This is a genomic window from Streptomyces sp. NPDC050549, assembly GCF_040655035.1.
Lineage (GTDB): Bacteria > Actinomycetota > Actinomycetes > Streptomycetales > Streptomycetaceae > Streptomyces.
Genome location: NZ_JBFAJD010000009.1, coordinates 109,197 through 122,390, shown reverse-complemented (window position 1 = coordinate 122,390; position 13,194 = coordinate 109,197). Strand labels below are relative to the sequence as shown.

Sequence of the window (13,194 nt, the reverse complement as noted above, 5' to 3'; positions counted from 1 at the left end):
GGGTAAAGCCCACGCCGGGCACAAGTCATCACATCGAGTGATTCTCTGGCCTTTGCTTGCATGGCACAACCCACGGTTGCCAGGCTGTTGCTGTCTGTACAACCTGATGGGAGCGGCCAGTGACATTCGGTGAGCAGCCGGCATACCTGCGCGTCGCGGGTGATCTCCGCAAGAAGATCGTCGACGGCCAGCTGCCTCCGCACACCCGGCTGCCCTCCCAGGCCAGGATCCGCGAGGAGTACGGCGTCTCGGACACGGTCGCCCTGGAGGCGCGCAAGGTGCTGATGGCCGAGGGGCTGGTCGAGGGCCGCTCCGGCTCGGGGACCTATGTGCGTGAGCGTCCCGTGCCGCGCCGCATCGCCCGCTCCGGGTTCCGGCCGCCCGCCGGCGCGACACCGTTCCGGCAGGAGCAGGCCGACGGCGAGGCGCGTGGCACCTGGGAGTCCAGCAGCGAGCAGACCGAGGCCGGCGGCGCGATCGCCGAGCGGCTCGGCCTCCAGGTCGGCGAGCGCGTGATGCGCACGAAGTACGTGTTCCGGGACGCCGGCGAGACGATGATGCTCTCCACGTCCTGGGAACCCCTCGCGGTGACGGGCCGTACGCCCGTGATGCTGCCCGAGGAGGGTCCGCTCGGCGGGATGGGGGTCGTCGAGCGGATGCGTGCCATCGACGTCGTGGTGGACAACGTCACGGAGGAGGTCGGCGCCAGGCCGGGCCTCTCCGAGGAGCTGCTCGCGCTGGGCGGCGTCCCCGGGCATGTGGTCCTCGTCATCCAGCGCACGTACTACGCCTCGGGGCGCGCGGTGGAGACGGCCGACGTGGTGGTCCCGGCCGACCGCTACCGGATCGCCTACCACCTTCCCGTGAAGTGATGCGCCGACTTCCTGTGAAGTAGCGCGCCGAGTAGTGCGTTGGGTGCATTCCAGGTGAAGTAGCGCAACTTTCCCGGCAGTTGTCGCCGGAACCGGTCAATCCGCCCTGCCTTGACGGCCGTTGGAATCCGGTCTTTCTCGCAGGTCGCTCGCGGGACCTGTAACGTGCCTCCGACCGGATGCATCGAGGTGTGCCAACGGCGCGTTCGTTGTCGTGCGCCCCCTCCGTCATGGCTGGTTGCGTACCTCTTTGTGAAAAGCCGTATTCGCTGCGTGAAGGTTAGGCGTAGGGTCCGGCATATGCGGATTGCGGTTTCCTTATGGGGTGGGGCACGGCACGGACCGCGAGCGGGAAGCGGAGGGGCGCTATGAACGACGGCACGATCACTCTTCCCTGGCTCGTGATACGGCAGGACGACAACGGCAATCGCTACCGCGTGGGCAGGTACGCGACCCGCGCCGAGGCCCAGAAGATCGCGGACAGCCTCGACGACCGCAAGCACAAGCAGCTCTACTGGGTCGAACGGATCGGGCAGAACGGGGACGTCACCCGCAACTGACGCACCCCGTAGGCTCCGGCGCATGACGACACGGATCGTGGTGGTCGGAGCCGCCCTGTTCGACGGCGACTTCGGCGACGGCGGTGACGGCCGCGGCGGCCGGCTGCTCGCCGCGCGCCGCAGCGCACCCCCCGAACTGGCCGGCCGCTGGGAACTCCCCGGCGGCAAGGTGGAGCCCGGTGAGAGCCCCGACGCCGCGCTGGTGCGCGAACTCCGCGAGGAACTCGGCGTCGACGCCGAGGCCGTCGCCCGCGTCCCGGGGGAGTGGCCGCTGAAGCCGCCGTACGTGCTCCAGGTCTGGACGGCCCGCCTGCTCCCCGGTTCGCCCCGCCCGCGCCCCCTGCAGGACCACGACGAGCTGCGCTGGCTCGCCCCCGCGGACGTCTGGGCCGTCGACTGGCTCGACCAGGACGTCCCTGCCGTACGTGAGACGCTCGCCCTTCTCGACGCCGGGGCGCGCTGAACCCGTCGTAGCCCGCGACGAGCCGGGTGTGCGGAACTCGCCGTAGTTCGTGGCGGGCGGGCGCACCGGATTCGTAAGGGGGGGTGGGACGGCGGAGTGCACCGGGGGCTGTGTACGCCGTTCGTGCCACAGTGCGCCCTCCGGGACGGTACCGGGCCTTTGATATCGGGTATGTGCCCATTAACCCCATGAAATCGGACATGGGTGTGCTGGGCTGGCCCGGGATGTGATCGGCTTGATCGACACCGAAGGCGACTGCGCCGAGTGGACCTTTCCCGCCGACCCCGGAGCCGTCCGCACCGCGCGCTCGGCCGTCCGCGGTCAGTTGCGCGACTGGGACCTCACCGCCCTCGCCGACATCGCGGCGCTGCTGGTCAGCGAGCTGGTGACCAACGCGCTGCGGCACGCCACAGGCCCCATCGGTGTCCGCCTGGTCCGCCCCGGCGGCCCGGACGGCGTCCTGCTGGTCGAGGTCTCCGACCCGCTCCCCGACCCGCCCCGCGAGCGCGTCGCCCGTCCCGAGGACGAGAGCGGACGCGGCCTCCAGCTGGTCGCCGGCGCCTGCGTCCGCTGGGGCACCCGGCTCGGGAAGACGGGCAAGACGGTGTGGTTCGAACTCGCGGTGCCGGGATGAACCGAGGCCGGCGCGCGGGCGCACGCTCCTGTACGAACCCGACAGTGGTGTCCATCGATTGGTCAAGGCCTGTGACGGTTGTCGATCGGCGTGGTTCGACTGCGTGTCCGCTGGTTAGAAGACTGGGAGTGTTGTCGCGGGCAGGTCCGAAATGCATCGGGATTGTCCTGTGATCGTGAACACCGTGTTGTGGGGCGCCGTAGTGCTGGATACTGCGGGCAGCCGCCCCCGGTGACCGGTGCCGGACGCGGTGAGCTGGAGGGGACGGTTCGCGTGAGCGAGATACCAGCGAAGGCCACGGAGTCCGAGGACCCGTCGGGCGGCGCGAGGGCTGAGGCCGTGGGCTTCGCCGACGTGCCCTCCGCCGACGCCATGTCCGTCGGCGACGCCATGTGGCAGAGCAGCCCGCCCGGCTCGATCTACGACTACATCAAGGTCGCCTCCTTCTCCATCGGCCCCGACGGGCTCGTCGACCAGTGGAGCCTGCGGGCCGAGCAGCTGTTCGGCATCCCCACGGAGCATGCCGTCGGCATGGACCCCATCGAGGCGTTCGTCGACCCCGAACTGCGGGAGCACGGCCAGCGGAAGATGGCCGAGATCCTGGACGGCCGGGAGTGGACCGGAGTGGTGCCCTTCCGGGGGCCGGAGACCGAGGAGGGAGACCCGGGCAAGGAGGGACTCGCCGAGGTCTATGTGATGCCGACCCGGACCGAGGAGGGCGAGCGGGCTGCCGTCTGCATCGTCGTCGACGTCCGCATCCTGCGTCGTATCGAGACCGATCTCGCCGCCTCGCAGTCGATATTCGGTCAATCTCCGTTCGGTTTCCTGCTGATCGACCCCGACCTGCGGGTCCGGCGGGCCAACCAGCAGATCGCCAACACCTTCGGCGGCACCCCCGACGACCACCGCGGCAGGGGTGTCCAGGACTATCTGCAGAGCCCCGAGGCCGAGCGGGTCACCGCGACCCTGCGCAGGGTCCTGGAGACCGGCAACTCGATAACGGACATGCATGTCACCGGATTCGTGCCCGGTTCCGAGGAGCGCAGGCACTGGTCCATCAACCTGTACCGCGTGCACAGCGGCAGCGGGCGCCCCATCGGCATCGCCTGGCTCGGGACCGACGTCACCGCCCGCCGCGCCGCCGCCCGCGAGGCCGCCTCCGCGCGGCGCAATCTCGCCCTTCTGAACGAGGCCGGCGCCCGCATCGGCAACTCCCTCGACCTGGAGACCACGGCCCGCGAACTCCTCGACGTGGTCGTCCCCGGCTTCTGCGACCTCGCCACCGTCGACCTCTACCAGGGACTCCTGGCGGGCGACGAGACCCCGCCGGGGCGGGCCGACGGCAGCGCGGAGCTGCGCCGGGTGGCCTTCGCGAGCGCGGTCTCCGACGCCCCCTTCGTCGGCGGCGGCGCACCCGTCGCCGTGAACGCGGTCCACCACTACCCCTTCAACTCGCCCTGCGCGGACGCCCTGCGCACCGCCCGCCCGCAGTACGTCCCCGCCGAGGAGAACGGCCCCGTCCAGTCCACGCTGGCCGTGCCGATGGTCGCCCACGACACCGTCGTAGGACTCGTGCAGTTCGCCCGGACGAAGGGCAGCGAGCCGTTCGGCGACCGGGACCGGGATCTCGCGGTGGAGCTGGCGGCACGGGCCGCCGTCTGTATCGACAACGCCCGGCTGTACCGGCGCGAGCACGAGCGGGCGTTGATACTGCAGCGGTCGCTCCTGCCGCCCGGCGACCCGGAGGCGTCCGGCCTCGACATCGCCTGCCGCTATCTCCCCGGGAACGCGGCGACGGAGGTCGGCGGCGACTGGTTCGACGTCATCGAACTCCCCGGCCACCGCACGGCGTTGGTGGTGGGCGACGTGATGGGCCGCGGCCTGCGCGCGGCCGTCGCCATGGGCGAACTCCGCACCGCCGTACGCACCTTGGCCCTCCTCGACCTGGAACCGGCCGAAGTCCTCTCCGCGTTGGACGAGATCGCGCGCGGCCTCGGCACCCCCGGCGGCGTCCAGCAGGCCACCCGGGCCGCCCGCCGCCCCCGCGAGGCGGACCTCTCCGAGGTGTACCTCGCGACCTGTATCTACGCCGTCTACGACTCGGTGACCAGGCGGTGCACCTTCGCCAACGCGGGCCATCTCCCGCCGGTCCTGGTGGAACCCGGCGAGGCGGCGCTGATGCTCGACGTGCCGCCCGGCATGCCGCTCGGCGTCGGCGGCGAGCCCTTCGAGGAGGTGGAGGTCGAACTGCCCGAAGGCGCACTGTTGGCGCTCTACACCGATGGACTGGTCGAATCCCGCGACCATCCCCTCGACGAGGGCCTCCAGGCCTTCGTGGGCGCCCTGACCGACCCCAACCGCCCGGACCACGACGGCGGTCCGGCCGCGGCCGCGGCACTGAACGCCGAGACCCACCGGGACCTGGAGGACGTCTGCGACCACGTCCTCAGCACCCTCGACACCCACCACGGCGAGGACGACATCGCGCTGCTGATGGCCCGCGTCCAGGGCCTGCCCGAGGACTCGGTCGGCGACTGGACCCTGCCGCGCGAGCCGCGCAGCGTGGGCCGCGCCCGCGAGTACGCGCGCGCCCGGCTGCAGTCCTGGGACCTCGAACCCCTCATCGACACCACCGAGTTGCTGGTCAGCGAACTGGTGACGAACGCGCTCCGGTACGGCGAGGGCGAGATCAGGCTACGGCTGTTGCTGGACCGCACGCTGGTGTGCGAGGTCTGGGACGCCGGGCTGGTCCAGCCGCGCCGCCGTCGCGCCCGCGACACGGACGAGGGCGGGCGGGGGCTCCAACTGGTCGGCCTCCTGTCGGCGGCCTGGGGCTCACGCCGGACACCGCGCGGCAAGACGGTGTGGTTCGAACTCCCGCTGCCGGACGGCGAAACCGGGATGGTGGACCCGGCGGAGGCGCTGCTCAGTCTGTTCTGACGGGCTCCGGTCAGTCTGTTCCGACGGGCTCCGGGCCGGGTTCCCCGCGCCGGCGGGTGTCCGGCCCGCCGAAGGCGGGTGGCGGCCCGCCGTCCGCCTCCTCGCCGAGCAGCACGCCGCCGAGGACGGCTCCGCTCGTGTGCTCGGCGCCGCCGGAGTACGGGTTGCCGTGCACGCGGACGTCCTGTTCGGCCGACTCCCGGGCCGCCAACGCGGGTGCGCCGGCCGCGGCGGGGTCGGTGCCGAGCAGCCGTTCCGCCTCCGCCAGCAGGGTTCGCGCCCCGGCGCCCACCGCACCCCGGTGCGTCGCCACGAATCCGTCCGCCGCCCGGACGTCATACCGGCCGACGAGCCACGCGGCGGCGCCGAGCACCCCGTCCCGCCCGGCGCCCAGCGGCGACACGGCCCGCACGACGCTCCGCAGGGCGGCGAGGGGGTCGTACGGACGGCCGCCGGTCAATTCCTCCCGTACGACGGCGAGGGCGGCGTCGGTGTCACCCAGGAGGGAGCGGGGCACACCGTCGACGGTCCCGACGGCCGCCCGTGCCCTCGCCCTCTCCGCCTCGGCGCCGGTGAGCGCGGCCGGGACCAGGTCGGCAGCGGCGGCAAGGGAGTCGGCGAGCCGGTCGACGCCGGTCAGGAGGATCTCGGCCTGACCGACGGCGCCCTCGGCGGCGCGCAGATCACGCACCGCCTGCTCGCTCCGCCCCAAGTCGGCTGCCTGGCGCGCCTGGTTGAGGTGGGTCGTGGCGAACACCAGCCGGTCCTTGGCCTGTTCGACGTATCCGGTGACAGTGGCGGTGGCCGATGCCGGGTAGCGCGTGTGCAGGTCGGCCAGTACGGCTTCTACGGCCCCCGTACGACCGGTCAGTTCACGGAACCGGCCCTCCGCGACCTCCAGCGCCTCGCCCGTCTCCCGCTCCAGCGAGCGGAGTTGATCGAACTCCGGGGCTGCGGCATCCAGTCGCCGCCCGGCTTCGGCACACCGTCCGACGATGCCGGCGAGGGCGTGCCGCCGGGCGGCCTCCTCCTCGGGGACCCCTTCGTCGTAGCGCAGCCGTATCGCGAACGCGGCGGACAACTCGCGCTCGGCCTCGTGCAGGGCCAGGACGAACGGTTCGACGGCCCGCGCCCCGAACCGGGCCTCCGCGAAGGCGAGTTCGTTGCGGCTGGTGCGGACGCAGTCGTCGGCCTGGACGAGTGCGGCACCGGCCTGGCGTTCCAGTACCGGGAGCGGGGTCACCGGGGGCCGGGGTGAGACCACACCGGGAGTCGTACGGGTACGGGCCCTACGGGTCCGGCGTACATACCCGTACCCCGCGAGTACACCCGCGCCGCCCACGGCGACGAGCGGCAGGACGAGATCGGCGGCGGAGGACGTCCCCTCGGCCTCCGGCCCGGCCGGGGCGGAGGCGGGCCCGGCCCGGGTGGCCGCAACCGGAACCTCCGCATTGATCGTCATCACCGGCAGCACCAGCCACACGACCCCGGCAGCCCCACCCAGCACGGCATGCGCCACCCGCACGGATATGTGGGAGGCCGGGCATCGCGGCCGGCCGCGTATCAGGGATGACGTCACATTTCGGAGCGTATGAGCAGGAATGCCGACGCGCGACCGGGGCGGGACGGGGGACGGCGCCGGGGGCGGCCGAGGCGAGAGGTGTACGGCTACGGGGAGGGGAGACGCGGCGATGGAGCACGCAGAGAGCACGGGCACGGGGAGGGACGCGGGTTCGGCGGACGTGGGGGAGGGGGACCCCGCGGTGCGGCCGGAAGCCGGAGGCGGAGCCGAGCCGGGGGAACCGGACACCGGCGGGCGCGGCGGGAGAAGGAAGTGGGTCCGCCGGACCCGCCGTACCGCCCTCGCGCTCGTGCTCCTCCTGGTCCTTCCCACCCTCGCCGCAGAGATCGCCCTGCGCGTGAACTACGCCGGCGACCCCGCCGACGGCACCCGCACCAGGAACCAGGACGCGATCTGGCTGGGCCACGCCTGGGTGGACGGGCGGAAGACCGATGCGGACGTCACCGCTCTGGCCCGCCGTCTGAAGGGCACCGGCATCCGTGACCTGTACGTCCATTCGGGGCCCCTGGAGCACGACGGCACCCTCCCCGAGGCGGACTACCCCAGAGCCACCTGGCTGATCGAGTCGGTCCACCGCGCACTGCCCGGCGTACGCGTCCAGGCCTGGCTGGGGGACAAGCTCGCCACCGAGAGCCCGGACGGCCTGCGGCTGCAGCGCGCGGCGACCCGTACCGCGATCGTCGCCTCCACCCGGCAGATCCTCGCCGCCGGCTTCGAGGGCGCCCACTTCGACCTGGAACCCCTGCACTCCGGCGACGACAACTACCTCGACCTGCTCGACAGACTGCACGAAGTCACCGAGTCCCGGAACGCCCGACTCTCCGTCGCCGCCCACCAGATCGACCCGCTCCCCGCCTTCCACTCCTTCTGGGGCACCGTCACCAACCACCCCAAGTGGTGGTCGCAGGCGTACTTCGGCCAGGTCGCCCGCCGCGTCGACCAGATCGCCGTCATGTCGTACGACACGATGCAGCCCCTGCAGAGCCTCTACGGCGGCTACGTCGCCCAGCAGACCTCGCTCGCCCTGGAGGTCACCCCGGACTCCACCGGCCTGCTCATGGGCCTGCCCTTCTTCCACGAGAACCGCTTCGGCCACCGGGGCGCCGCCGAGACCGTCCCCGCCGCCGTCCGGGGCGTACGCCTCGGCCTGTCCCGCACGGACGCGGACCGCGCGAACTTCGGTGTCGCCCTGTACGTGGACTTCGCGGCGACGGAGGCGGACTGGACGGCGTACCGGGAGGACTGGGTGCGTTGAGCGCGTGTCGGAGTTCGGTCAAAATACGGTGCCGTTCACAGCTGCGGATGCGATGATCCGTCACGTCCGGTGGGGGTGGGCGATGGTGTTGACATGGCTGGCCGCGGTGGCCTTGCTGCTGCTGGGGGCTCTCGGAGTCTTCACGGCGACGACCGGCTGGCTGCCGCCGATGGCGCGAGGCAGGATCGTACGGCCCGAGTTGTGGGGACTCGGTGCGCTGGCCGGGGCCCTGGGCATGGGGACGGCGATGTCCATGCAGTGGTGGGCGGACTCCCTGGTGATGGGCGACGTGGGCGGCGCGACGGCGTTGGCCCTGATCATCCTCGGCGGAGTACTGCAGTGGCGTGCGCAGCGCCCCAAAACCCTGTGACCGCCACCCGCAGGGAACTCACCCGCGACGACCTGGCACCGCTGGCCCGCGCCGCCCTCGCCCGCACCCCGACGGCCGTCACCCGCATCCGGGGCGGTTCGAAGAAGGGCGTCTACCGCCTCGCCTTCGAGGACCGTTCGACCGCCGTGGCCTACGTCTGGTCCCCGGACGAGGACCTCTGGGACGCCGGCCCCGGCGACCCCCGGGACCCCTTCTCCCACGCCTCCGGCCTGACCCTCTTCACGGCGGCGGCCGACCGTCTCGCCGCGGCCGGCATCCGCACGCCCCGGTTCCTGCACGCCGACCCCACCCACACCCACCTCCCCGCGGACGCGGCGCTCGTCGAGGACCTTCCGGGCGGCACCCTGGAGGACCTGCTGGAGGGCGACCCGGCCGCCGCACCGGAGGCGCTGGAGCGGATGGCGGCGCTCCTCGCCACCCTGCACAGCTGCACGGGCCCGCACTTCGGGAAGGTCGCGGTGGTCGACAACGGCGGTTTCTCGTACGGGAGTTCATGCGAGGAGATCGTCGTCGGGCGGGCCCTGAGCGACCTCGGCGAACTCATCGCCCGCGAACCCCGAGTCGCCGCCGTCCACAGCCAACTGACCGACGGACTGGGGGCATTGGCCGCGCAGGTCCGGCCCCGCACCTCGCCCCCCGCCCTCATCCACGGCGAACTCGGCCCCGACCACGTCCGCGTGACCGCCGACGGCGACCTCGCCCTCATCGACATCGAGGGCCTGCTGTACTTCGACGTCGAATGGGAGCATGTCTTCCTCCGCCTGCGCTTCGGCCACCACTACGACGCGCTGCGCAGCGCGCACCTGGACGAGGACCGGCTGCGTCTCTACCGCCTGGCCATGCATCTCTCCCTGGTGGCGGGCCCGTTGCGCCTCCTGGAGGTCGGTGACTTCGACGACCCCGCGTTCATGCGGGGCATCGCCGAGCACAACCTCGGCGAGGTGCTCACCCTCCTGCGGGACGCCTCCTGATCTTCGACCCCAGCCACACCAGCGGGTCGTACTTGCGGTCAACTGCCCGTTCCTTCAAGGGAATCAGCGCGTTGTCCGTGATGTGGATGCCCTCGGGGCAGACCTCGGTGCAGCACTTGGTGATGTTGCAGTAGCCGAGGCCGTGTTCGTCCTGGGCGGTCTTCTTGCGGTCCAGGCCGCTCTCCGAGGCCGCGTCCAGCGGGTGCATGTCCAACTCCGCGACCCGCATGAGGAATCGGGGTCCCGCGAACGCCGTCTTGTTCTCCTCGTGGTCGCGGACGACATGGCAGGTGTCCTGGCACAGGAAGCACTCGATGCACTTGCGGAACTCCTGCGAGCGGTCCACGTCCTCCTGCATCATCCGGTACTCGCCGGGAGCGACCCCCGCCGGCGGTACGAACGCCGGAACCTCCCTGGCCTTCTGGTAGTTGAAGCCGACGTCCGTCACCAGATCCCGTACGACCGGGAAGGCACGCAGCGGGGTGACCGTGATCGTCTCCTCGCGGGTGAACACCGACATACGGGTCATGCACATCAGCCGGGGCCGCCCGTTGATCTCCGCCGAGCACGAACCGCACTTGCCCGCCTTGCAGTTCCAGCGCACGGCGAGGTCGGAGGCCTGGGTGGCCTGGATGCGGTGGATGATGTCGAGGATCACCTCGCCGTCGTTGACCTCGACCTTGAAGTCCTCCAGGCCGCCGCCCTTGACGTCCCCCCGCCACACCTTGAAGCGGGCCTCGTAGCTGCTCACTCGTAGAGCTCCTCTTCGGCGAGGTACTTGACCAGCTCTTCCTTCTCGAAGAGGGCGAGCAGGTCGGCGCGGATGGGGTCGGTGGTCTCGCGGGTCAGGGTGATCTGGGCGGACACCGGGTCGGTGGCGCCCGACCCGCCCGTGGGGTCGGTGAGTCGGCAGATCAGGTTGATGCGGCGCCAGTCGCGGTTCATGCCGGGGTGGTCCTCGCGGGTGTGTCCGCCGCGCGACTCGGTGCGTTCCAGCGCGGCCCGCGCCACGCACTCGCTGACCAGCAGCATGTTCCGCAGGTCCAGGGCGAGATGCCAGCCGGGGTTGAACTGCCGGTGGCCCTCGACCCCGGCACGGCGTGCCCGTACCCGCAGGTCGGCCAGTTTCTCCAGCGCCTGCTCCATCTCGCCCTCGCGGCGGATGATGCCGACGAGGTCGTTCATGGTCTGCTGGAGTTCCTGGTGGAGGGTGTACGGGTTCTCCGGTGGGCGCCCGTTCTCCTTGCCGGGTTCGGGGCCCTCCGCCGAGAAGGGGCGCAGTGCCTCCGCCGCCGCCAGGTCCACCTCCGTGTCGTCGACCAGCGGGCGGCTGTCCGCCAGGTCGGCCGCGTGGTCCGCCGCGTGCCAGCCCGCCCTGCGGCCGAACACCAGCAGGTCGGACAGGGAGTTGCCGCCCAGCCGGTTGGAGCCGTGCATACCGCCGGCCACCTCACCGGCCGCGAACAGCCCCGGTACCCCGCGCGCTGCCGCCGTGTCCGAGTCGACGGCGATGCCGCCCATCACGTAGTGGCAGGTCGGGCCGACCTCCATCGGCTCCGCCGTGATGTCGACGTCGGCCAGTTCCTTGAACTGGTGGTACATGGAAGGGAGTCGGCGCCGGATCACCTCCGCCGGCATACGCGTCGACACGTCCAGGAAGACCCCGCCGTGCGGTGAGCCGCGGCCCGCCTTCACCTCGGAGTTGATGGCGCGGGCGACCTCGTCGCGGGGGAGCAGCTCGGGGGGACGGCGGTTGTGGTCCGGGTCCTCGTACCAGCGGTCGCCCTCCGCCTCCGACTCGGCGTACTTCTCCTTGAAGACGTCGGGGATGTAGTCGAACATGAACCGCTTGCCCTCGGAGTTCCGCAGCACTCCGCCGTCGCCGCGCACCGACTCGGTGACGAGGATGCCCTTCACGGAGGGCGGCCAGACCATGCCGGTCGGGTGGAACTGCACGAACTCCATGTTGAGGAGGGGCGCGCCCGCCAGCAGCGCCAGCGCGTGGCCGTCGCCCGTGTACTCCCACGAGTTGGACGTCACCTTGAAGGACTTGCCGATGCCGCCGGTCGCGATCACCACGGAGGGCGCTTCCAGGACGAGGAAACGGCCCGTCTCGCGCTCGTAGGCGAAGACCCCGGAGACCCGGCTGCCGTCCTTCAACACCCGTGTCACCGTGCATTCCTGATAGACCTTCAGGCGCGACTCGTACTCACCGGTCTCCTTGTGGTCCTCCTGCTGGAGCGACACGATCTTCTGCTGGAGCGTGCGGATCAGCTCAAGTCCCGTACGGTCGCCGACGTGCGCGAGGCGCGGGTACTCGTGGCCGCCGAAGTTGCGCTGGGAGATCCTGCCGTCCTTCGTACGGTCGAAGAGGGCGCCCCACGTCTCCAACTCCCAGACCCGGTCCGGGGCTTCCTTCGCGTGCAGCTCCGACATGCGCCACTGGTTGAGGAACTTGCCGCCGCGCAGGGTGTCGCGGAAGTGGACCTGCCAGTTGTCATGCTCGTTGACGTTGGCCATCGCCGCCGCGATGCCGCCCTCGGCCATTACCGTATGGGCCTTGCCGAACAGCGACTTGCAGATCACCGCCGTACGGGCACCGCGCTCGCGCGCCTCGATGGCGGCCCGCAGACCGGCGCCACCGGCACCGACCACGACGACGTCCCACTCCTGTCGCTCGACCACGGACATCAGAAGAACCTCGGATCGTTGAAAGCGCCGGAGGCGACCAGGTACACGTAGAAATCGGCAGCTGCCACGCTGATCAACGACGCCCAGGCGAGCTGCATGTGACGGTTGTTCAGCTGCCCCACGAACTTCCACGCCTTGTAGCGCACGGGATGCTTGGAGAAGTGCTTGAGCTTGCCGCCGACGATGTGCCGGCAGGAGTGGCAGGAGAGGGTGTACGCCCAGATCAGCACGATGTTGGCCACGAAGACGAGGGTGCCGAGGCCCATGTGGCCCCAGTGGTAGTGCTCGTCGCGGAAGGTCAGCACGGTGTCGTAGGTCAGGGTGCCCGCCACCAGGAGCGCCGCGTAGAAGAAGTACCGGTGGACGTTCTGCAGGATCAGCGGGAAGCGGGTCTCGCCGCTGTACTTCTTGTGCGGCTCGGCCACCGCGCAGGCCGGGGGCGAGGCCCAGAAGCCGCGGTAGTAGGCCTTGCGGTAGTAGTAGCAGGTCAGGCGGAAGCCGAGCGGGAAGATCAGGATGATGATGGCGGGCGAGATGCCCCACCAGCTCCCGAAGAGATCGGCGTTCGGGCCCGCGTGCATGGTTCTGCACCGCTCGGCGAGACAGGGCGAGTAGAACGGCGACACATAGGGCGCCGAGTAGTAGTTCGAGTCCGCGAAGGCGCGCCAGGTCGAGTAGACGACGAAGGCGAGCAGCCCGGCGGCGGTGACGGCCGGGGCCAGCCACCAGCGGTCGGTCCGCAGATGAGGGGCGTCGATGGCGGCGCGCGTACCGGTGCGTACGCCGCCGCCGTTCGGATGGGGTTCCGTACCAGTGGCCAACTCAGGACTCCGGT

At 71.1% G+C, this 13,194-nt stretch carries 12 protein-coding genes; 8 read left to right on the top strand and 4 right to left on the bottom strand.

Annotated elements, in window-relative coordinates; translation table 11 throughout:
• The first annotated feature begins 119 nt into the window (after positions 1 to 119).
• From AB0I51_RS15900 to AB0I51_RS15880, 5 genes are all read left to right on the top strand, one after another.
• Positions 120 to 872 (top strand): GntR family transcriptional regulator, encoded by a 753-nt coding sequence (locus AB0I51_RS15900; RefSeq protein WP_362975352.1) that lies wholly within the window; start codon positions 120 to 122, stop codon positions 870 to 872.
• Between the two features lie 368 nt (positions 873 to 1,240).
• Complete coding sequence (locus tag AB0I51_RS15895) at positions 1,241 to 1,432, top strand: SPOR domain-containing protein (protein WP_362975350.1); 192 nt, start codon at positions 1,241 to 1,243, stop codon at positions 1,430 to 1,432.
• A 22-nt stretch (positions 1,433 to 1,454) separates the two neighbouring features.
• Complete coding sequence (locus AB0I51_RS15890; RefSeq protein ID WP_362975348.1) at positions 1,455 to 1,895, top strand: NUDIX domain-containing protein; 441 nt, start codon at positions 1,455 to 1,457, stop codon at positions 1,893 to 1,895.
• Between the two features lie 226 nt (positions 1,896 to 2,121).
• Positions 2,122 to 2,529 (top strand): ATP-binding protein, encoded by a 408-nt coding sequence (locus tag AB0I51_RS15885; RefSeq protein ID WP_362975346.1) that lies wholly within the window; start codon positions 2,122 to 2,124, stop codon positions 2,527 to 2,529.
• A 273-nt stretch (positions 2,530 to 2,802) separates the two neighbouring features.
• On the top strand, positions 2,803 to 5,469 hold the full coding sequence (locus AB0I51_RS15880) for a SpoIIE family protein phosphatase (RefSeq protein ID WP_362975344.1): 2,667 nt from the start codon (positions 2,803 to 2,805) through the stop codon (positions 5,467 to 5,469).
• A gap of 10 nt (positions 5,470 to 5,479) precedes the next feature.
• On the opposite strand, the gene AB0I51_RS15875 is transcribed toward AB0I51_RS15880, so the two are convergent.
• On the bottom strand, positions 5,480 to 6,976 hold the full coding sequence (locus AB0I51_RS15875) for a hypothetical protein (RefSeq protein ID WP_362975619.1): 1,497 nt from the start codon (positions 6,974 to 6,976) through the stop codon (positions 5,480 to 5,482).
• Between the two features lie 184 nt (positions 6,977 to 7,160).
• Between AB0I51_RS15875 and AB0I51_RS15870 the strand changes: the two genes are divergently transcribed.
• From AB0I51_RS15870 to AB0I51_RS15860, 3 genes are all read left to right on the top strand, one after another.
• Positions 7,161 to 8,306, top strand: coding sequence for a hypothetical protein (locus AB0I51_RS15870; RefSeq protein ID WP_362975342.1), 1,146 nt, complete (start codon positions 7,161 to 7,163; stop codon positions 8,304 to 8,306).
• Positions 8,307 to 8,388: 82 nt separating this feature from the next.
• Positions 8,389 to 8,676, top strand: coding sequence for a hypothetical protein (locus AB0I51_RS15865; RefSeq protein ID WP_362975340.1), 288 nt, complete (start codon positions 8,389 to 8,391; stop codon positions 8,674 to 8,676).
• The gene (locus tag AB0I51_RS15860) at positions 8,673 to 9,668 is read left to right on the top strand and encodes a phosphotransferase (protein WP_362975338.1); all 996 of its coding nucleotides are present in this window, start codon (positions 8,673 to 8,675) and stop codon (positions 9,666 to 9,668) included. The genes AB0I51_RS15865 and AB0I51_RS15860 overlap by 4 nt, the downstream gene beginning before the upstream one ends.
• Here the strand turns inward: AB0I51_RS15860 and AB0I51_RS15855 are convergent.
• Genes AB0I51_RS15855 through AB0I51_RS15845 form a run of 3 tightly spaced genes read right to left on the bottom strand, consistent with a single transcriptional unit; the run spans position 9,643 to position 13,180 of the window.
• Positions 9,643 to 10,419, bottom strand: coding sequence for a succinate dehydrogenase/fumarate reductase iron-sulfur subunit (locus tag AB0I51_RS15855; protein WP_362975336.1), 777 nt, complete (start codon positions 10,417 to 10,419; stop codon positions 9,643 to 9,645). The genes AB0I51_RS15860 and AB0I51_RS15855 overlap by 26 nt on opposite strands.
• Positions 10,416 to 12,359 carry a fumarate reductase/succinate dehydrogenase flavoprotein subunit gene (locus AB0I51_RS15850; protein ID WP_362975334.1) on the bottom strand — a complete coding sequence of 648 codons (1,944 nt, stop codon included), beginning with the start codon at positions 12,357 to 12,359 and terminating at the stop codon, positions 10,416 to 10,418. Before AB0I51_RS15850 ends, AB0I51_RS15855 begins: the two co-directional genes overlap by 4 nt.
• Entirely contained in the window at positions 12,359 to 13,180 is an 822-nt protein-coding gene (locus tag AB0I51_RS15845) for a hypothetical protein (protein ID WP_362975332.1), read from the bottom strand. The genes AB0I51_RS15850 and AB0I51_RS15845 overlap by 1 nt, the downstream gene beginning before the upstream one ends.
• Positions 13,181 to 13,194: the final 14 nt, after the last annotated feature.

Bases quoted from the DNA above. Each gene is read 5' to 3' on its own strand.
- AB0I51_RS15865 (WP_362975340.1), top strand. From the start codon at position 8,389: ATGGTGTTGACATGGCTGGCCGCGGTGGCCTTGCTGCTGCTGGGGGCT.
- AB0I51_RS15890 (WP_362975348.1), top strand. From the start codon at position 1,455: ATGACGACACGGATCGTGGTGGTCGGAGCCGCCCTGTTCGACGGCGAC.
- AB0I51_RS15850 (WP_362975334.1), bottom strand. From the start codon at position 12,359: ATGTCCGTGGTCGAGCGACAGGAGTGGGACGTCGTCGTGGTCGGTGCC.
- AB0I51_RS15895 (WP_362975350.1), top strand. From the start codon at position 1,241: ATGAACGACGGCACGATCACTCTTCCCTGGCTCGTGATACGGCAGGAC.
- AB0I51_RS15870 (WP_362975342.1), top strand. From the start codon at position 7,161: ATGGAGCACGCAGAGAGCACGGGCACGGGGAGGGACGCGGGTTCGGCG.